Origin of the sequence: Streptomyces koelreuteriae (assembly GCF_018604545.1) — a bacterium.
Lineage (GTDB): Bacteria > Actinomycetota > Actinomycetes > Streptomycetales > Streptomycetaceae > Streptomyces > Streptomyces koelreuteriae.
This window is the reverse complement of record NZ_CP075896.1, coordinates 2,472,612-2,490,670: the sequence shown is the minus strand read 5'-3', so window position 1 is coordinate 2,490,670 and position 18,059 is coordinate 2,472,612. Positions and strand designations below refer to the sequence as shown.

18 protein-coding genes are annotated in these 18,059 nt (G+C 69.6%); 11 read left to right on the top strand and 7 right to left on the bottom strand.

The genetic code is table 11. From position 1 onward, the window contains the following. Positions 1-175: 175 nt before the first annotated feature. Positions 176-616 (bottom strand): methylmalonyl-CoA epimerase, encoded by a 441-nt coding sequence (gene mce / locus KJK29_RS10790; protein ID WP_215118495.1) that lies wholly within the window; start codon positions 614-616, stop codon positions 176-178. Between the two features lie 148 nt (positions 617-764). Here mce and KJK29_RS10785 point away from each other — a divergent pair, with 148 nt between their 5' ends. Together KJK29_RS10785 and meaB are read left to right on the top strand one after the other, a co-directional pair. Beyond that, on the top strand, positions 765-1,973 hold the full coding sequence (locus KJK29_RS10785) for an acetyl-CoA C-acetyltransferase (protein ID WP_215118494.1): 1,209 nt from the start codon (positions 765-767) through the stop codon (positions 1,971-1,973). A gap of 64 nt (positions 1,974-2,037) precedes the next feature. After that, positions 2,038-2,994, top strand: a complete 957-nt coding sequence (meaB, locus tag KJK29_RS10780; RefSeq protein ID WP_215118493.1) for a methylmalonyl Co-A mutase-associated GTPase MeaB — start codon at positions 2,038-2,040, stop codon at positions 2,992-2,994. 528 nt (positions 2,995-3,522) lie between these two features. Here meaB and KJK29_RS10775 read toward each other — a convergent pair. Next, positions 3,523-4,191 carry a PepSY domain-containing protein gene (locus tag KJK29_RS10775; RefSeq protein WP_215118492.1) on the bottom strand — a complete coding sequence of 223 codons (669 nt, stop codon included), beginning with the start codon at positions 4,189-4,191 and terminating at the stop codon, positions 3,523-3,525. A 116-nt stretch (positions 4,192-4,307) separates the two neighbouring features. On the opposite strand from KJK29_RS10775, the gene KJK29_RS10770 reads away from it, so the two are divergent. Both KJK29_RS10770 and KJK29_RS10765 read left to right on the top strand, forming a co-directional pair. Further along, positions 4,308-4,976, top strand: a complete 669-nt coding sequence (locus KJK29_RS10770; protein WP_215118491.1) for a response regulator transcription factor — start codon at positions 4,308-4,310, stop codon at positions 4,974-4,976. Further along, positions 4,973-6,385, top strand: a complete 1,413-nt coding sequence (locus tag KJK29_RS10765; RefSeq protein WP_215118490.1) for a sensor histidine kinase — start codon at positions 4,973-4,975, stop codon at positions 6,383-6,385. The genes KJK29_RS10770 and KJK29_RS10765 overlap by 4 nt, the downstream gene beginning before the upstream one ends. A gap of 33 nt (positions 6,386-6,418) precedes the next feature. On the opposite strand, the gene KJK29_RS10760 is transcribed toward KJK29_RS10765, so the two are convergent. The 4 genes from KJK29_RS10760 to KJK29_RS10745 all read right to left on the bottom strand — a co-directional run bounded on the left by KJK29_RS10760 (position 6,419) and on the right by KJK29_RS10745 (position 9,093). Then, on the bottom strand, positions 6,419-6,895 hold the full coding sequence (locus KJK29_RS10760; RefSeq protein WP_215118489.1) for a MarR family winged helix-turn-helix transcriptional regulator: 477 nt from the start codon (positions 6,893-6,895) through the stop codon (positions 6,419-6,421). Between the two features lie 116 nt (positions 6,896-7,011). Beyond that, positions 7,012-7,812, bottom strand: coding sequence for an AIM24 family protein (locus KJK29_RS10755; protein ID WP_215118488.1), 801 nt, complete (start codon positions 7,810-7,812; stop codon positions 7,012-7,014). After that, positions 7,809-8,459, bottom strand: coding sequence for an AIM24 family protein (locus KJK29_RS10750; protein ID WP_215118487.1), 651 nt, complete (start codon positions 8,457-8,459; stop codon positions 7,809-7,811). Before KJK29_RS10750 ends, KJK29_RS10755 begins: the two co-directional genes overlap by 4 nt. A gap of 1 nt (position 8,460) precedes the next feature. After that, entirely contained in the window at positions 8,461-9,093 is a 633-nt protein-coding gene (locus KJK29_RS10745; RefSeq protein ID WP_184591833.1) for an AIM24 family protein, read from the bottom strand. A 230-nt stretch (positions 9,094-9,323) separates the two neighbouring features. Between KJK29_RS10745 and KJK29_RS10740 the strand changes: the two genes are divergently transcribed. The 4 genes from KJK29_RS10740 to glxA all read left to right on the top strand — a co-directional run bounded on the left by KJK29_RS10740 (position 9,324) and on the right by glxA (position 14,083). After that, a complete protein-coding gene (locus tag KJK29_RS10740) occupies positions 9,324-9,668 on the top strand; it encodes a DUF3817 domain-containing protein (protein WP_215118486.1) in 345 nt (114 codons plus the stop codon). Then, positions 9,665-9,958: an MTH1187 family thiamine-binding protein gene (locus KJK29_RS10735; protein WP_215118485.1), complete on the top strand. Its 294-nt coding sequence runs from the start codon at positions 9,665-9,667 to the stop codon at positions 9,956-9,958. The genes KJK29_RS10740 and KJK29_RS10735 overlap by 4 nt, the downstream gene beginning before the upstream one ends. A 309-nt stretch (positions 9,959-10,267) precedes the next feature. Further along, on the top strand, positions 10,268-12,124 hold the full coding sequence (locus tag KJK29_RS10730) for a glycosyltransferase family 2 protein (protein ID WP_215124226.1): 1,857 nt from the start codon (positions 10,268-10,270) through the stop codon (positions 12,122-12,124). A 3-nt stretch (positions 12,125-12,127) separates the two neighbouring features. Beyond that, positions 12,128-14,083 (top strand): radical copper oxidase GlxA, encoded by a 1,956-nt coding sequence (glxA, locus tag KJK29_RS10725; RefSeq protein ID WP_215118484.1) that lies wholly within the window; start codon positions 12,128-12,130, stop codon positions 14,081-14,083. Between the two features lie 85 nt (positions 14,084-14,168). Here the strand turns inward: glxA and KJK29_RS10720 are convergent, their stop codons facing one another. Beyond that, entirely contained in the window at positions 14,169-15,188 is a 1,020-nt protein-coding gene (locus tag KJK29_RS10720) for a glycoside hydrolase family 6 protein (RefSeq protein ID WP_215118483.1), read from the bottom strand. A 182-nt stretch (positions 15,189-15,370) separates the two neighbouring features. Here KJK29_RS10720 and KJK29_RS10715 point away from each other — a divergent pair, with 182 nt between their 5' ends. From KJK29_RS10715 to KJK29_RS10705, 3 genes are all read left to right on the top strand, one after another. After that, entirely contained in the window at positions 15,371-15,880 is a 510-nt protein-coding gene (locus tag KJK29_RS10715) for a MarR family winged helix-turn-helix transcriptional regulator (protein WP_184590369.1), read from the top strand. A 43-nt stretch (positions 15,881-15,923) separates the two neighbouring features. Continuing rightward, positions 15,924-16,262, top strand: a complete 339-nt coding sequence (locus KJK29_RS10710) for a DUF3817 domain-containing protein (RefSeq protein ID WP_215118482.1) — start codon at positions 15,924-15,926, stop codon at positions 16,260-16,262. 84 nt (positions 16,263-16,346) lie between these two features. Next, positions 16,347-18,047 carry an acyl-CoA mutase large subunit family protein gene (locus tag KJK29_RS10705; RefSeq protein ID WP_215118481.1) on the top strand — a complete coding sequence of 567 codons (1,701 nt, stop codon included), beginning with the start codon at positions 16,347-16,349 and terminating at the stop codon, positions 18,045-18,047. The last annotated feature ends 12 nt before the right edge of the window (positions 18,048-18,059 follow it).

Genomic DNA, 18,059 nt, shown 5'->3' with positions numbered 1-18,059 from the left:
TCCAAACGAGCTCCGTCCATCCGCCGAACGGGGCCCCCGGGGAATGGTGTCAGATCATCGGCGGAGCATGGGCTGCTGCCCCGACGCTCGTCCCCCGAAACCCGGACCCCGGAATGCGGTCGCCGCAGCTTGAGCGGTGACCGCACCCAACCCTACCGGCCCTTATGTACGAGGGTCAGTGCTCAGGTGACTCAACAGGCGCCGAAGTGACCAGTTCTGTCAGTACGCCATGACAGTCCTTGGGGTGCAGGAAGGTGATCCGTGACCCCATGGAACCGCGTCGGGGCTCTTCGTACAGCACGCGTACGCCCTTGTCGCGGATATCGGCCGCCTCCGCGTCCACATCTGCCGTACCGAAAGCGATGTGGTGCACCCCCTCGCCGTTCTTGTCGAGCCACTTCGCGACGGTGGAGTCCGGGCGGGTGGGTTCGAGAAGCTGCAGGTACGAGGCGCCGCCGTCGGACGTATCGTTGATCTTGAGCATGGCCTCGCGCACGCCCTGCTCCTCGTTGACCTCGGAGTGGAACACCTCGAAGCCGTAGGTGGCACGGTAGAACTCGACGGTCTTGTCGAGGTCGAAACAGGCGATTCCGATGTGGTCGATTCGCGTCAGCATGTTTTCAGTGCAGCGCCCCGGAGGTGGTTACGCAACGTGCGCGCGATCACACCGACAGCCCGATGACGGCACGGAGTGCCACTCAGTACATTCGAAGTAAACCCTCGTTCACTCCTCGGCTGTGCAGCCGGTAAGGGGATCGCAGCTCATGTCTTCTGGAACTTCTGGAGCGACCAGCACGGTGATCGTCGCGGGCGCGCGTACGCCCATGGGGCGCTTGCTCGGATCGCTGAAGTCCTTCTCCGGAGCCGACCTCGGCGGCTTCGCGATCAAGGCCGCCCTCGACCGCGCGGGGATCGGCGGCGACCAGGTGCAGTACGTGATCATGGGGCAGGTGCTCCAGGCCGGGGCGGGGCAGATCCCTGCCCGTCAGGCCGCGGTCAAGGCCGGCATCCCGATGAACGTGCCCGCCCTGACGATCAACAAGGTGTGTCTGTCGGGCCTGGACGCGATCGCGCTGGCCGACCAGCTCATCCGCGCGGGTGAGTTCGACGTGGTCGTCGCGGGCGGTCAGGAATCCATGACCAACGCCCCGCACCTGCTGCCCAAGTCCCGTGAGGGCTTCAAGTACGGCGCCGTCGAGATGATCGACGCCATGGCCTACGACGGGCTCACCGACTCCTTCGAGAACGTCGCCATGGGCGAGTCGACGGAGAAGCACAACACCCGGCTGGGCATCGGCCGCGCCGAGCAGGACGAGATCGCCGCGCAGTCGCACCAGCGGGCCGCCGCCGCGCAGAAGAACGGCCTGTTCGACGCGGAGATCACGCCCGTCGAGATCCCGCAGCGCAAGGGCGACCCGGTGCTGTTCAGCAAGGACGAGGGCATCCGGGGTGACACCACCGCCGAGTCCCTCGGGAAGCTGCGTCCGGCGTTCGCCAAGGACGGCACGATCACGGCCGGTTCGGCCTCGCAGATCTCCGACGGCGCGGCCGCCGTCGTGGTGATGAGCAAGGCCAAGGCGCAGGAGCTCGGCCTGGAGTGGATCGCCGAGATCGGCTCCCACGGGAACGTGGCCGGTCCTGACAACTCGCTGCAGTCCCAGCCGTCCAACGCGATCCTGCACGCGCTGAAGAAGGAGGGGCTGGGCGTCGAGGACCTCGACCTGGTCGAGATCAACGAGGCGTTCGCGGCGGTGGCCGTGCAGTCAATGAAGGATCTTGGGGTGTCCACCGAAAAGGTGAATGTCAACGGTGGCGCGATTGCCCTGGGTCACCCGATCGGGATGTCCGGTGCGCGTCTCGTGCTGCATCTCGCGCTGGAGCTGAAGCGGCGGGGCGGTGGTGTGGGTGCGGCGGCGCTGTGCGGTGGCGGTGGGCAGGGTGACGCGCTGATCGTGCGGGTACCGAAGGGCTGAGCGGCGGTTCTACGGCCGTACCTCGGCCTTCGCCTGTTGGTCCTCGTTCATGAACGGAGCTGTGATGCAGGACGTCTCCACGCTGGTCGCCCAGGCCAGGGAGGGCCGGCCGCGGGCCGTGGCCCGGTTGATCTCCCTGGTGGAGGGGGCGTCCCCGCAGTTGCGGGAGGTCATGGCGGCGCTGGCGCCGCTGACGGGCGGGGCGTACGTGGTCGGGCTGACCGGGTCGCCCGGGGTCGGCAAGTCCACGTCCACGTCGGCGCTGGTGACGGCGTATCGCAAGCAGGGGAAGCGGGTCGGCGTGCTCGCCGTCGACCCGTCGTCCCCGTTCTCGGGCGGGGCGCTGCTCGGGGACCGGGTGCGGATGTCGGACCACGCGTCCGACCCGGGGGTGTACATCCGTTCGATGGCGACGCGGGGGCATCTGGGCGGGCTCGCGTGGGCCGCGCCCCAGGCGATCCGGGTGCTGGACGCGGCGGGCTGTGACGTGATCCTCGTCGAGACGGTGGGGGTCGGGCAGTCCGAGGTGGAGATCGCCTCGCAGGCGGACACGTCCGTGGTGCTGCTGGCGCCGGGGATGGGGGACGGGATCCAGGCGGCCAAGGCCGGGATCCTGGAGATCGGTGACGTGTACGTCGTGAACAAGGCGGACCGGGACGGGGCCGATGCGACGGCTCGGGAGCTGAACCACATGCTGGGGCTCGGGGAGTCCCGGGGGCCGGGGGACTGGCGTCCGCCGATCGTGAAGACGGTCGCGGCGCGCGGGGAGGGCATGGACGAGGTCGTCGAGGCGCTGGAGAAGCATCGGGCCTGGATGGAGGAGCGGGGGGTGCTGGCGGAGCGGCGGGCCGCGCGGGCTGCCCGTGAGGTCGAGACGATCGCGGTGACGGCGCTGCGGGAGCGGATCGGTGACCTGCACGGCGACCGGCGCCTGGGGGCACTGGCCGAGCGGATCGTGGCCGGGGAGCTGGATCCTTATCGTGCGGCTGACGAGCTGGTGACGGGGTTGACGGAGGGCTGAGAGGCGCCTGCTTCGGTGGGGGTGCGCGTCCGCGCCTGGTCGCCGGTGGTGGGTCGGGGCCGCGCCGGGGGGTGTCCGTCCTCGGAACGGCGCGATGGGCTCGGACACCGACTGACTGTCCGCTGACGCGCCAACCGCTGCGGGCGGACACCCCCCGACACGTCCCCTTCCGTGATCCGGCGGGTGCGGGCGCGTCGTGGCTCCCGCCATCCGCCGGGCTTCGGCTCTCCGCGCCGGTCGCGGGTTTCCGCCTCTGCCGCAGCCGCGGGCGCCGCACTCGCCCTGGCTGCCGCCGGCCGCCGCACTCGCCCTGGCTGCCGCCGGCCGCCGCCGCTGCCCTAGCTGCGGGCATGCGTGCCGCTAGGGGCGGCACGGGTGGGCGCAGCGGCACCCCGCTCCGCCGGGTTGCGGGCCCACCCGGCATCAGCATCGACGCCGGGTGCCTTGAAACGCCGCGGCAGTCCTCTCGCGTACGGGGACGCCCCGGCGTCAGGGAGACGCCGGGGCGGTCGGAATGGGGCAGGAGGGTCAGTCCTGGTCGTCGGTGTCGTCCGCGTCGTTGTCCTGGGCGTCCGAATGGTCCGCCGTGACCTTGCCCGTGGTGAGGTCGATCTTCCAGTCCTGCTCGGCGCCGCCGGACTTGTGGGTCTCGGCCTCCCAGGACTTGTTCTTGCCGTCCTCGTCGAGGTCGACGGACGTGACCGTGCCCTTGCCGGCGGCGGCCTTCGCGGCCTCCTCGGCCGTAACGGAGGAGCCCTTCAGTGCGGCACGCACCTGCGCCGTGTCGTCCTCGTCGTCCGTCTGCGCACCGAGGACCTTGCCGCTGGACGGGTCGACGCTGACGCTGTGCCAGGCGTTGTCACCGGACAGGACGTCGACCTTCCAGATCACCTTGTCGCTGTCGTCCTCGTCGTCCAGCTCGGCGGAGACGACCGTGCCGGGCGTGTGCTTCAGCGCGGAGGCGATCGCCTCGGGCGCCGTCACGTCGCCGGAAGCCGCCCGCGCGGTGTCGTCGTCCCGGCCGTCGTCGTCGCCGCGGTCGTCCTGGTCGTCACGGACGTCGTCGTCCGACAGCCGGGTGTTGCCCGCCTGCTGCGCCGAGCCCCCGCCGTCTCCCGTGGTCGCGAGGGCCGTGGCCGTGCCGCCTCCGATCAGGGCGGCGGCGGTCACAGCGGCGATCACGATGTTGCGCTTCATGGGGGTTCCTCCCGAGTCGGTTTGTTTTCGACGTGTTCCAAGGTGGCTGACCGAGGCTGAGAGGAAGCTGAAGCCCCCTGAAGGGATCTTCAGCTTGGTTTTGCGACTCTTTACCCATGCGCCTGTTGATCGTGGAGGACGAGAAGCGGCTGGCCCTGTCGCTCGCCAGGGGCCTGACGGCCGAGGGGTACGCCGTGGACGTCGTCCACGACGGACGGGAGGGGCTGCACCAGGCCTCGGAGGGGACGTACGACCTGGTGATCCTCGACATCATGCTGCCCGGCCTCAACGGCTACCGGGTCTGCGCCGCCCTGCGCGCCGCCGGGCACGAGGTGCCGATCCTGATGCTGACCGCCAAGGACGGCGAGTACGACGAGGCCGAGGGGCTCGACACGGGGGCGGACGACTATCTGACCAAGCCCTTCTCGTACGTCGTGCTCGTCGCCCGGATCAAGGCGCTGCTGCGGCGGCGCGGGGTGGGGGCCGGGGCCTCGCCCGTGCATGTGCACGGGGAGCTGAAGGTGGACACGGCCGCCCGCCGGGTGTTTCTGGAGGAGGACGAAGTCTCCTTGACCACCAAGGAGTTCTCCGTGCTGGAGCAGCTCGTGCTGCGGGCCGGGGAGGTCGTGTCCAAGTCCGAGATCCTCGAACACGTGTGGGACTTCGCGTACGAGGGCGATCCCAACATCGTCGAGGTGTACATCAGCACCCTGCGGCGGAAGCTGCGGCCGGGGCTGATCCGGACCGTGCGCGGGGCCGGGTACCGGCTGGAGAAGTCGCCATGAGGCGGCTCTTCGGGTCCGTCCGGGCGCGGGCCACGCTGGGCGCCACGCTCGTGGTCGCGGTGGCGCTCGTCGCGGCCGGGGCCGCCGTGCTGCTGTCCCTGCGGTCGAATCTGATCGGCGAGGCCGGGACGCAGGCCGAGCAGTCCGCCCGGGCCGTCGCCTCCGAGCTCGCCGCCGGGACGCCGTACGACAAGCTGTCCGGGCTCGACGGTGACGACGGGCCGGTGCAGGTCCTCGACGAGAACAAGCGGCTGGTCGCGGCCAGTGAGGACCTCCAGGAGATCAGCGGCACCGACTCCGACCAGGTGAAGCCGCAGCCGCCGGCCACGCCCCGGGCGGACGATGACGACGACGCCGACGAACACGAGGAGGCCGCCCTCGAACCCGGGGAGATCGCCGGGGAGAGCGTCTTCAGCAACGGGTCGGCGACGATCGACGGTGACGCGGAGGACTACCGGTTCGCCGCCGTGGAGGTCGAGACCCAGGACCGGGGGACCCTCAAGGTCTACGCCGGTTCGCCGCTGGCCGCCGAGCACGGCGCCGTGCGGACCGCGCTGACGGTGATGCTGATCGGGTTCCCGCTGCTGCTCGGCGTCGTCGCGGGAGTGACCTGGCTGGTCACCCGGCGGGCGCTGCGGCCGGTCGAGGGCATCCGGAGCGAGATGGCCGCGATCACCCAGTCCGAGGATCTCGCGCGGCGCGTCCCGGAACCGGACACGCACGACGAGATCGCCCGGCTCGCCAGCACCACCAACGAGACGCTCGCGGCGCTGGAGACCTCCGTGGAGCGGCAGCGGCGCTTCGTCGCCGACGCGTCCCACGAGCTGCGCAGTCCCATCGCCTCGCTGCGCACGCAGTTGGAAGTGGCCGCCGCCCATCCCGAGCTGCTGGACCTCGACGGGGCCGTGGAGGACACCGTGCGGCTCCAGCACCTGGCCGCCGACCTGCTGCTGCTCGCCCGGCTGGACGCGGGGGAGCGGCCCAATGACGCGGGGGTCGACCTCGCCGCGCTGGCCCGGGAGGAGGCCGAGGGGCGGACGGGGGTGACGGTGGACGCGGAGCCGGTTGAAGTGGCCGGATCGCGGGGGCAGCTGGGGCGAGTGCTCGCCAATCTGCTCGACAACGCCCAGCGGCACGCCCGGGCGGCCGTCACCGTCAGCGTGCGACGGGAGGGTGACCGGGCCGTGGTCGGCGTGGCGGACGACGGCGACGGGGTGCCGGAGGCCGACCGGGAGCGGATCTTCGAACGGTTCGTACGGCTGGACGCCGCCCGCAGCCGGGACGACGGCGGGGCCGGACTGGGGCTCGCCATCGCCCGGGACGTCGCCGTACGGCACGGCGGCACGCTCACGGCCGGAGAGGGACCCGCAGGCGGAGCCCTGTTCGAACTCCGCCTGCCGCTCGCCTAGGGCCCTCGGCCGGCCCGGGGTGTGCTGTCGGGGTCAGGGGCGCCCGCGCTGTCCGCGCAGGTGCTCCGCGATGGGCTTGAGGGCCTTGTCGAGCTCCGTCAGGGCCTCGGGGGACAGCAGGTCGATGAAGTGCCTCCGCACGGACGCCACATGGTGGGGCGCGACCTTCTGCATCGTCGCCATGCCGTGGTCGGTGAGGACCGCGTAGAGCCCCCGGCGGTCGGATTCGCAGTTCTCCCGCCGGACCAGGTCCGCGTTCTCCATGCGCGTGATCTGGTGCGAGAGGCGGCTCTTGGACTGGAGGGTGGCGGAGGCGAGGTCACTCATCCGCATCCGCTGGTCCTCCGACTCGGAGAGGTTCACCAGGATCTCGTAGTCGTTCATTGTCAGTCCGAACGGCTGCAGGTCCTTCTCGAGCTGGTACGTCAACAGCCTGTTGACCTCCAGGTGGGTGCGCCAAGCGCACTGCTCCGCATCGGTCAGCCAGCGCGTGGCCGTCTCGGTCTCCATGAATGAAGTCTACCTAAAAGGTTGAAAGGCGAACTAGTGAGGGTTTTCGTATGACGGCGCACGCCTGCCGAACAATGGTGCGCAGGCGTTCGATGTCACACTCCGCAGACTACCGCTCACAGCCCGAAGCGACGCTGGAGGTCCCCCAGCTGTCCGGGAAGACGCGGTGCGCCGGATTGACCGGGGTGGGGTCCGGATGCCCCGCCGCCGGGCACACCGGCCTGATGCGGAACGGCTCCGGTGGCCTGCTCGGCCATCAGGGTCTCGGAGGACTGCAGCAGCACTGTGCCGGCACCGACGAACTCGAACTGGTGCTCCTCTCCGGAGGCCCCTCCGAGGCCCGTCAGCGCACGTAGACCGCCCATGACGCCGGTCATGTACCCGTGGTCGTAGTGGTGGCAGGGCGAGGGGCAGTCGGCCCATCCGACCAGGGCCTGGGGGTCGACCCGGATCGGGGGTTCCATGAACACCACCGGACCGTTCGACGCGGCCACGAACTTTCCGGTTCCGATGAGGGTCAGAAAACCCGGCACGATTGATTGCTTCAGTGCGAGAGTTGGCTGAAAAGCGAGGAGGTTGCCCGAGCGAATGGTCAGGTTGCCGTCCTCGAGGTCGAACGAATTCACGTCGAAGGCCCGGTCGGCGAGGAGCATCTTGCCCGAGCCCTCCGCCACGACCCAGTCGCTCGCGTGCAGTGGCGAATGGAACGACGTACGGACCAGACGGTCCAGCCGGCCGTGTCCGACGCCGTTGAAGTCGATCGAGCCGTAGTAGGCGATCATCTTCCCCTTCTGCAGGAACCACTGGCTCCCCTTCAGTTCCACGCAGAAGGTGTACGGATTGACGTTGTCGTCGGGCGGCAGCGACGCAGGGTCGAAGACCGCGGGGCCGGCGCCCGGAGTTCCGTAGGTGCTCACAGCTTCTCCTCCGACGCCTGGACGTACACCGCACCGCTGCCGCTGAGCTCCAGCTGGAAGGCCTCGCCCGAGCCGCGGCCCACCATGTCCCGCCAGCCCAGGGCGGTGGACAGCTTGTTGCGGACGTCGCCGTGGTGGGCGACGTAGGCCTGCGGGTCCACATGCACCGGCCGCTGGGGTGTGATCGGGATCTCGATCACACCGCCGTGGGCCATGACCGCGACGGCCCCGTGCCCCTTCAGCGTGGTCGTGAACAGCCCCTGGCCGCTGACCTGGCCGCGGACCATGCCCATGACGCCGCCCTGCGAGCCGAGGAACATCGTGCCCTGCTGGAGCGAGCCCTCGAAGGCCAGCAGGCGGTCCGCCTCCACGTAGAGGGTGTCGCCGGTGAGCTGAATCACCTGGATGTGATGGCCGCCGTGCCCGAACAGGACCGTGCCGCTGCCCTCCACGGTCATCAGCGGTGTGTCCTCGTCCGCCACCCGGCGCCCGATCATCGACACGATCCCGCCCTGCCCGCCCGCCGTATTGGGCGTGAACGACACCTCGCCGCGGTACGCGAGCATCGCGCCGCGCTGGCTGAACAGCCGCTGACCGGGCGTCACCGTCGCCTCGACCATCTTCGCGTTGATCTCCCGGAAGGCCATCTCACACGTCTCCCGCGATCGTGTTCCGCTCGCTCGGCTGTACGTACACCAGCCCGTCGCCCTCGAACCGCATCTGGAAGGCCTCGCCGCCGCCCTCCCCGAGCAACGTGCGGAACGTCACACCGGACTGGAAGGACTGCCGGAGGTTGCCCTGATGCGCCACATACGCCCCCGGGTCGACGGTCAGTGGATACTGCGGACTCACCCGCAGCACCACTGCCGGCCCGTCGGACATGATCGCCGCCTGGCCGTGGCCCTCGACGGACGTCGTGAACAGCCCGTTTCCCTGTGAGGCGCCGCGCAGGCCGGTGAACTCCGTCCCCGTGCGCAGCCCGCCGTCGGTCGCCAGCAGATTGCTCGACTCGACGTAGAGCTTGTCGCCCTGGAGGCCGACCAGGTTGATCTCGGAGGCGCGGTCCGCGAACCAGCAGGTGCCGCGCCCCTTCACCTCCATCAACGTCATCTGCTCACCGGTCAGCCGCCGGGTCACCATGCCCCGGATGCCCTCGCCGCCGCCGCTGAGCTTCTTGAAGGCCATCTCGCCGTCGTACGCGACCATCGAGCCGTTCTTCGCCTTCACGGCATCTCCGGTCATGTCGACGGCGAGCACCTTGTTGCTCTGAAGTCGGAACATCGCCACGTACGGGAAGGTATCCGCAGGCCGGGTCCTGTGGACAGGGTCCGTGGGTGGAGAAAGTCCCTGATCGCACCCTTAGGGGGCGGGGAGCCGGACCCCGGGCCGGGGGCCCGTCGGCTGTTTGCCACAATGGGCGGGACGCTTGTGCGTGCGTTCACAAACCCTCAGTCTGTCAAGCTCATCCAGATCCGTTCAGACCGCCGCGTCTCTCCCACCGAAGGTGACCCGTGGACCTCAAGACCGCCACCGCCCTCCGCCGCCTCCGCCTGGTCTCGGCACCCGAGGCGATCTCCTTCCTTCTTCTGCTGGTCTGCTCGGTGCTGAAGCGGACCACGGAGTTCAATGCCGTGCCGGTGATGGGCATGGTGCACGGTGTTCTGTTCATCCTGTACGTGATCTTCTGGGCCGACGCGTGGAACCGGACGAAGTGGCCCGTGAAGACCGGCGCGCTGTACTTCGTCCTCTCGGTGCTGCCCACCGGTGGCTTCTTCGCCGACCGGAAGCTGCGGCGTGAGGCCGAGGACGCGGTCATCGCGTCCCGGGCGCGCCAGGAAGGGACCGTGAGCGCGTGATCGTCGCCTTTTCCGTGACGCCGCTCGGGGTCGGTGAGGACGTGGGGGAGTACGTCGCCGACGCCGTGCGGGTGGTGCGCGAGTCGGGGTTGCCCAACCGGACCGACGCGATGTTCACGACCGTCGAAGGTGACTGGCACGAGGTCATGGACGTCGTCCATCGCGCGGTGGCCGCGGTCGAGCGGCGCGCGCCCCGGGTCTCCCTCGTCCTCAAGGCGGACATCCGGCCCGGCGTGACGGACGGCCTGACCTCCAAGGTCGCGACAGTGGAGCGGCATCTCGCCGAGTAGGCGTACGCGGCGAGCGGCAACGACGACGAGAACCCTGGTCCGATACGGGCCGGGGTTCTTTCGTGTCACTGCAGGGTGGGTCCGCAGCCCGGCGGGGCGGGGTGCCGCTGCGCCCACCCGTGCCGCCCCTAGCGGCACGCATGCCCGCAGCTGGGTGGGCCCCCGCTCAAGCCGCTGAGGCTGCCGCAGGCATATGCGGGGGTCCACCCACCTGGACGCCCTCAGTTCGACACTGCGTCAAAGGTCCACTTTTGTATGAGTATCGGGGTATCGGTGCTCCGGTCAGGCCTCAATCACCTGGAGGGCGCTGTGCGGCCGGAGGGCTACGACTACGACTCCTACAGCCGACTCGCCGGACCGCTCACGGAGCCGTCCGGTGAGGAGTACCGGGTGCAGTACGTCTCGCTCCTCGCCCGTGAGCCCCGCCGAATACGAGCCGTCCTCCTGATGTGCCTGGCACCGCTGCTCACCGGTGCCCTGCTGGTCTACCTCGTCTGGCCCACCCACTGGGTGGAACGCGAGGGCGCCCAGCGCTGGCTCATCGGTCTCGACGTCACCATGCTGATGGCGATCGGCCTCATCGAGCTCTTCATGCTCGTCAACGTCGCCTCCGTCGCCCACGCCACGATGGTCGCCTGCGACCCCGTCCCCGTAGTCCCCGAACCCGGCACCCGCGTCGCCTTCCTCACCACCTACGTCCCCGGCAAGGAACCCCTCGCCATGGTCCGCGCGACCCTGGAAGGAGCCACCCGCATCCACCACACCGGCCCCTGCGACGTCTGGCTCCTCGACGAGGGCGACGACGCCGAGGTCAAGGCCATGTGCGCGGAACTCGGCGTACGCCACTTCACCCGCCGCGGCATCCCCGAGTGGAACCGCGAAACCGGCGTCCACAAGGCCCGCACCAAGCACGGCAACTACAACGCCTGGATCGCCATGCACGGCGACGCGTACGACTTCTTCGCGTCCGTCGACACCGACCACATCCCGATGCCCAACTACCTGGAACGGATGATGGGCTACTTCAGGGACCCCGACGTGGCCTTCGTCGTCGGCCCCCAGGTGTACGGGAACTACCACAACCCCGTCACCAAGGCCGCCGAGTCCCAGCAGTTCCTCTTCCACGCCCTCATCCAGCGCGCGGGCAACCACTATCGCGCCCCCATGTTCGTCGGCACGAACAACGTCGTACGGATCTCCGTCCTCAAGCAGATCGGCGGCCTGTACGACTCCATCACCGAGGACATGGCCACCGGCTTCGAGATCCACCAGCACCGCAACCCGGACACGAACCGCTTCTGGACGTCCGTCTACACCCCGGACGTGCTCGCCGTCGGCGAGGGCCCCGCCTCCTGGACCGACTTCTTCACCCAGCAGATGCGCTGGTCGCGCGGCACCTACGAAACGCTCATCACGCAGTACTGGAAGGCGCCCGTGAGCATGCCGCCGGGCCGGCTGCTGTCCTACACGCTCATGCTCGTGTACTACCCGATGACGGCGGTCAACTGGTTCCTCGGCATCTTCAGCTGCTTCCTCTTCCTCTGGTTCGGCGCCTCCGGCACGGAGGTCGCCGTGTCGGTCTGGTTGATGCTCTACAGCGACGCCGCCGCCTGCCAGATCGGGCTGTACCTGTGGAACCGCCGGCACAACGTCTCACCGCACGAACCGGAGGGCTCGGGCGGCCTGGCCGGCATGGGGATGTCGGCCCTGTCCGCGCCGATCTACCTCAAGTCCCTCAGCGAGGCGGTCATGCGCCGCCCCAGCCGGTTCGTCGTCACGCCCAAGGGTGACGACGCCAGCCCCGACCAGCTGGCCACCTTCCGTATCCACCTCTTCTGGGCGGCCCTGCTGGCCACGTCCCTGGCCGCCTCGGTGGCCCTGGACCACACGCACGCCGCGATGCGCACCTGGGCCCTGCTCGGCATGGCCATCTCCCTGGCACCGGCCGGGGTCTGGGCCGCCACGGCCTGGAAGGACCACCGGGAGCGGCACCGCCGGCTCGCCCACGCCGAGGCACCCCCGCACCCGCACCCCCGCGCACCCGAAGCCGACGAGCCCGCCCTCGCCACCACGCCCACGCCCACGCCCGCACCCACGCCCACCCCGGCCCTCGCCACCGTGTCCCCCGCGGCCCCGGTCTCCGGCACCCCGACAGGAGGCAGCTAGGCCATGGCCTACCAGCTCTCGCAGAAGACCAAGAAAACCGTCCTGGGCATCGGCGGCATCGCGGTCCTGGCGGGCCTCAACGCCCCGGCCGCGCTGGACTTCGTCTCCACGCAGTACCACGAGTACAAGATCGCCCAGCCGGACTACATGGCGAAGTACGGCTCCTGGACCCAGCTCGACATCCCGGAGGAGTTCCGCACCAACGCCATCCACGCGGCCCTGCTGCACACCGGCAAGGTGCTGATCGTCGCCGGGTCGGGCAACGAGCAGCGCAAGTTCGACGCGGGCGAGTTCGACACCATCCTGTGGGACCCGGACAAGAACACGTACAAGAAGATCCCCACCCCGGAGGACTTCTTCTGCGCCGGTCACGCCCAGCTCCCCGACGGCCGCCTGCTGGTGGCCGGCGGCACCGCCCGCTACGAACGCCTCGGCGCCGAGGTGACCCGGGCCGGCGGCGGCATGCGTGTGAAGAACGAGAGCCCCGACAAGGCGGTGTTCCTGAAGAAGGGCACCCGCTTCCGCTCACCGTCCGGCTTCGAGTACGTCACCAAGTTCGACGTCACCGTCCCGAAGGCCAAGCGCACCCAGAAGATCACGTACAACAGCCGGGGTGTGATGCAGCCCTGGAAGACCAAGGTCACCGCCAGCGAGGCCCGTGTCTGGGTGGACGCCGTGGACAAGGGCTCCCTGTCGGCGACCCGGAAGCAGGCGCAGTACGCCGTCGTCGGCCTGACGGGCAAGGCCGGTGACAACGTGTACGGCCTGTCGGAGAAGATCACCCTCGACAAGCAGGACTTCCAGGGCATCCGCGGCGCCTACGAGTTCGACCCGAAGGCGGAGAAGTACATCCCCGTCGAGCCGATGGACAAGGCCCGCTGGTACCCGACGCTCGTCGGCCTCGACGACGGCAGGGTCCTGGCGGTGTCCGGCCTGGACGACGTCGGCATGATCGACCCGGGCGACAACGAGATCTACGACCCCGAGACCAAGAAGTGGACACCGGGACCCAAGCGGTACTTCCCGACGTACCCCGCCCTGTTCCTCACCAAGGGCGGCAAGCTGTTCTACCCGGCCTCCAACGCCGGTTACGGGCCCGCCGACCGCGGCCGTGAGCCGGGGCTGTGGGACGTGGAGAAGAACACGTTCCGCAAGGTGCCGGGACTGACGGACCTCGACCAGACCGAGACCTCGGCCTCCCTGCTGCTGCCCCCGGCGCAGGACCAGAAGGTGATGATCCTGGGCGGAGGCGGCGTCGGCGAGTCACGCAAGGCGACCCCGCGCACGGCCGTCGTGGACCTGAACAAGGACAACCCGGCCTTCGAGGACGGCCCCGACCTGCCGCAGGGCACGCGCTACCTGAACAGCGTGATCATGCCGGACGACACGGTGTTCACGTCCAACGGCTCCAGGGACTACCGCGGCCGCAGCGCCAGCAACATCCTCAAGGCGCAGTTCTACGACCCGAAGAGCAACGCCTTCCGGGAGGCCGCCGCGCCGAGGGTGGGCCGCAACTACCACTCCGAGGCGCTGCTGCTGCCCGACGGCAGGATCGCCACCTTCGGCTCCGACCCGCTCTTCGACAACCAGCAGAACACCAAGCTGGGCCACTTCGAGCAGCGCATGGAGGTCTTCACCCCGCCCGCGCTGCACAAGAACCTCCAAAACCGCCCCGTGCTGAAGGGCGGTTCCCAGAAGCTGAACAAGAAGCACAGCATCACGTTCCGTACGGCCCACCCGGAACGCGTGGCCGAAGCGCGGCTGATGCGGCCCAGCGCGGTCACGCACACGACCGACGTCGAGCAGCGCTCCATCGAGCTGGACATCACCAGGAAGGGCGACGCGCTGACGTTCGAGGTACCCCGCGACCCGGCCCTGGTCCCGCCCGGCTGGTACATGCTCTTCGTGACGGACGGCGCGGGCACGCCCTCGCGGGCCAAGTGGATCCACGTGGAGTGACTGAGTGAGCGAGGGGGGGAAGGGAGCGGAGGGAGGAGCCGGAATCAGTCCCCGACGCTGCTCGACCCTCCGCGGCGCTCCATCCTCAGCGTTCCCGTCGTGCCCAGTCCTCCGCGTTGCGCGCCAGCTCCAACGCGTACTCCGGCCACCAGCGACCGGCGTCCGGGCCGCCCTCGCAGTCTCCGTCCGACTCGCCGGGCCGCTTGATCCACAGGTAGGCGTCCAGGGTCCGTTCGCCGGTCTGGGTCGTGGGCGGGGTGCCGAGCGCCCGGCCCGGCGGGTTGCACCAGACGCCGGGCAGGGGGCCGTTGCCGTTGCGGCTGGTGTCGATGACGAAGTGCTTGCCGTCGAGGGCCTCGGCGAGCCGGAGGCCGTACTCCGTGGTCTCGTCGTCGGTCTGGAAGTTGGAGACGTTGAGCGCGAAGCCGTCCGCCTGTTCGATCCCGGCCCGCCGCAGCGGCTCCACCAGCTTGTCCGGCTCCCGGATCCAGTCCGCGTTGCCCGCGTCCAGATACACCTTGGTGTTCGGCTGCTGCTTCAGCCGCGTGATCGCCTCGCTGAGCAGCTGCTCGCGCTCGGCGTGGTACTCGCCGGGCGTGCAGCCGTCCACGATGTGCGCGACCGCGTCGGGCTCCAGGACGACCAGGGCCTCCGCCTCGCCGAGGGCGTCGGCGAACTGCCCGATCCACTGCCGGTAGGCGTCCGCGTCCTGCGCCCCGCCCGCCGAGTGCTGGCCGCAGTCCCGGTGCGGGATGTTGTACGCGACGAAGACCGCCGTCTTCCCCTCCTCGCTCGCGGCCGAGGCGGCCGCCCGCACCGTCGGTGCCGGGTCGGTCTCGCCGGGCGGCCACAGCGCGGCCGGCCGGTCGGCGATCAGTCGGATCAGCTCGGCGTCGTAGTCCCGGTCCTGCTGCTCCCAGAGCCGCGCCTGCTGGGCCGCGGAGCTCTCGGGGTCGACCCAGAAGGGGGAGCCGGCCGTGTAGCCGGCCTTCGTGGTGTCGTCGCCGGTGTCGGACGCCGTGTCGGCGCGACCGTGAGCGGACGAGCAGCCCGCAGCGAGACCGAGCACCGCGAGGACCGCGAGGGCGTGGTTCAGCCGTCTCATGCCGCTCCCTGTGAGGAAGGTGACGTTCAGTGATGGAGCTGTTATCAATAGTTACATACTCGTATGAATAGCCATGTAAAGGACATGGGCTCGCCCTGCCCCCGTATGGCGGAGCCGGAGGCGCCGGACCGAAGGGCGAGACGGGGCTGACCACCATGTGACCGGCCGGTAAGGTCGGGTTCGTGCCGAAGCCGCTCAGTCTCTCCTTCGATCCGATCGCGCGCGCCGACGAACGCTGGAAGCAGCGCTGGGGAAACGTGCCGTCCATGGCCGCGATCACCTCGATCATGCGCGCCCAGCAGATCCTGCTCGCCGAGGTCGACTCGGTGGTCAAGCCGTACGGGCTGACGTTCGCGCGCTACGAGGCGCTGGTGCTGCTCACCTTCTCCAAGTCCGGCGAGCTGCCGATGTCCAAGATCGGCGAGCGGCTCATGGTGCACCCCACGTCCGTGACGAACACCGTGGACCGGCTGGTGAAGTCGGGTCTCGTCGACAAGCGGCCCAACCCCAACGACGGGCGCGGCACCCTGGCCAGCATCACCGAGAAGGGCCGCGAGGTGGTCGAGGCGGCCACCCGCGACCTGATGGCGATGGACTTCGGGCTCGGGGCGTACGACGCCGAGGAGTGCGGGGAGATCTTCGCGATGCTGCGGCCGCTGCGGATCGCGGCGGGGGACTTCGAGGAGCAGTGACCCGGGGCAAGATCCCCCGGAACGGGTCGTTACGCTCGACGGCATGAAAAAGAGCGTGCTGACCCGCTACCGCGTGATGGCCTATGTCACCGGCGTGCTGCTGGTCCTGCTGACCCTGGGCATGATCGGCAAGTATCTGCTCGACCTGAACGGCGCGGCCGACTTCACGCGCGTCGTCAGCATCGCGCACGGCTGGCTGTACGTCCTGTACCTGGTCTTCGCCTTCGACCTGGGCTCCAAGGCGAAGTGGCCGGTCGGCAAGCAGGTCTGGGTGCTGCTCGCCGGGACCGTTCCGACGGCCGCCTTCTTCGTGGAGCGCAAGATCAGCCACGAGCTGGAGTCCCGGCTCGCGGAGGACTCGCCCGCGCCCGCCAAGGCGTAGCTCGCACGACCCGACCGCCGTACGGACGAACGTACGGCGGTCTCCCATCGACATTTACTAGGACGTCCTAGTAAATTCGAGGGTATGGACGCTGACGCCATCGAGGAGGGCCGCCGCCGCTGGCAGGCCCGGTACGACGCCGCGCGCAAGCGCGAGGCCGACTTCACCACGCTCTCCGGCGACCCCGTGGAGCCGGTGTACGGGCCGCGGCCCGGGGACAGGTACGACGGTTTCGAGCGGATCGGGTGGCCCGGGGAGTATCCCTACACCCGCGGCCTGTACGCGACCGGCTACCGAGGGCGTACGTGGACCATCCGGCAGTTCGCCGGGTTCGGCAACGCCGAGCAGACCAACGAGCGCTACAAGATGATCCTCGGCAACGGCGGGGGCGGGCTCTCGGTCGCCTTCGACATGCCGACGCTCATGGGCCGTGACTCCGACGACGCGCGCTCCCTGGGCGAGGTCGGGCACTGCGGTGTCGCCATCGACTCGGCCGCCGACATGGAGGTCCTCTTCAAGGACATCCCGCTGGGCGACGTCACGACGTCGATGACCATCAGCGGCCCGGCCGTCCCCGTCTTCTGCATGTACCTGGTCGCCGCCGAACGCCAGGGCATCGACCCGGCCGTCCTGAACGGCACGCTCCAGACGGACATCTTCAAGGAGTACATCGCCCAGAAGGAGTGGCTCTTCCAGCCCGAGCCGCATCTGCGGCTCATCGGCGACCTGATGGAGCACTGCGCGGCCGGCATCCCCGCGTACAAGCCGCTGTCCGTCTCCGGCTACCACATCCGCGAGGCCGGGGCGACGGCCGCGCAGGAGCTGGCGTACACGCTCGCGGACGGCTTCGGATACGTGGAGTTGGGGCTGTCGCGCGGGCTCGACGTCGATGTCTTCGCCCCCGGCCTCTCCTTCTTCTTCGACGCGCACGTCGACTTCTTCGAGGAGATCGCCAAGTTCCGTGCGGCGCGCCGGATCTGGGCTCGCTGGATGCGGGACGTGTACGGCGCGAAGAGCGAGAAGGCGCAGTGGCTGCGCTTCCACACCCAGACGGCCGGGGTCTCCCTCACCGCGCAGCAGCCGTACAACAACGTCGTACGGACAGCCGTGGAGGCGCTGGCGGCCGTGCTCGGCGGGACCAACTCGCTGCACACCAACGCCCTCGACGAGACGCTCGCGCTGCCCAGTGAGCAGGCGGCGGAGATCGCGCTGCGGACGCAGCAGGTGCTGATGGAGGAGACCGGCGTCGCCAACGTGGCCGATCCGCTGGGCGGTTCCTGGTACGTCGAGCAGCTCACCGACCGCATCGAGGCCGACGCGGAGAAGATCTTCGAGCAGATAAGGGAACGGGGTCTGCGGGCCCACCCCGACGGACGGCACCCGATCGGGCCGATCACCTCCGGGATCCTGCGCGGCATCGAGGACGGCTGGTTCACCGGGGAGATCGCCGAGTCGGCCTTCCAGTACCAGCGGGCGCTGGAGAAGGGCGACAAGCGGGTCGTCGGGGTCAACGCCCACCACGGGTCCGTGACCGGGGATCTGGAGATCCTGCGGGTCAGCCATGAGGTGGAGCGGGAGCAGGTGCGGGTGCTGGCTGCGCGCAAGGCGGGCCGCGACGACACCGCGGTCCGGACGGCCCTGGACGCGATGCTGGCCGCCGCCCGCAGCGGCGCGAACATGATCACGCCGATGCTGGACGCGGTGCGGGCGGAGGCGACCCTCGGCGAGATCTGCGACGTGCTGCGGGACGAGTGGGGGGTGTACACCGAGCCGGCGGGGTTCTAGCTGTAGGCCCTG

Bases quoted from the DNA above. Each gene is read 5' to 3' on its own strand.
- mce (WP_215118495.1), bottom strand. From the start codon at position 616: ATGCTGACGCGAATCGACCACATCGGAATCGCCTGTTTCGACCTCGAC.
- KJK29_RS10785 (WP_215118494.1), top strand. From the start codon at position 765: ATGTCTTCTGGAACTTCTGGAGCGACCAGCACGGTGATCGTCGCGGGC.
- meaB (WP_215118493.1), top strand. From the start codon at position 2,038: ATGCAGGACGTCTCCACGCTGGTCGCCCAGGCCAGGGAGGGCCGGCCG.
- KJK29_RS10775 (WP_215118492.1), bottom strand. From the start codon at position 4,191: ATGAAGCGCAACATCGTGATCGCCGCTGTGACCGCCGCCGCCCTGATC.
- KJK29_RS10770 (WP_215118491.1), top strand. From the start codon at position 4,308: ATGCGCCTGTTGATCGTGGAGGACGAGAAGCGGCTGGCCCTGTCGCTC.
- KJK29_RS10765 (WP_215118490.1), top strand. From the start codon at position 4,973: ATGAGGCGGCTCTTCGGGTCCGTCCGGGCGCGGGCCACGCTGGGCGCC.
- KJK29_RS10760 (WP_215118489.1), bottom strand. From the start codon at position 6,895: ATGGAGACCGAGACGGCCACGCGCTGGCTGACCGATGCGGAGCAGTGC.
- KJK29_RS10750 (WP_215118487.1), bottom strand. From the start codon at position 8,459: ATGGCCTTCCGGGAGATCAACGCGAAGATGGTCGAGGCGACGGTGACG.
- KJK29_RS10745 (WP_184591833.1), bottom strand. From the start codon at position 9,093: ATGTTCCGACTTCAGAGCAACAAGGTGCTCGCCGTCGACATGACCGGA.
- glxA (WP_215118484.1), top strand. From the start codon at position 12,128: ATGGCCTACCAGCTCTCGCAGAAGACCAAGAAAACCGTCCTGGGCATC.
- KJK29_RS10720 (WP_215118483.1), bottom strand. From the start codon at position 15,188: ATGAGACGGCTGAACCACGCCCTCGCGGTCCTCGCGGTGCTCGGTCTC.
- KJK29_RS10710 (WP_215118482.1), top strand. From the start codon at position 15,924: ATGAAAAAGAGCGTGCTGACCCGCTACCGCGTGATGGCCTATGTCACC.
- KJK29_RS10705 (WP_215118481.1), top strand. From the start codon at position 16,347: ATGGACGCTGACGCCATCGAGGAGGGCCGCCGCCGCTGGCAGGCCCGG.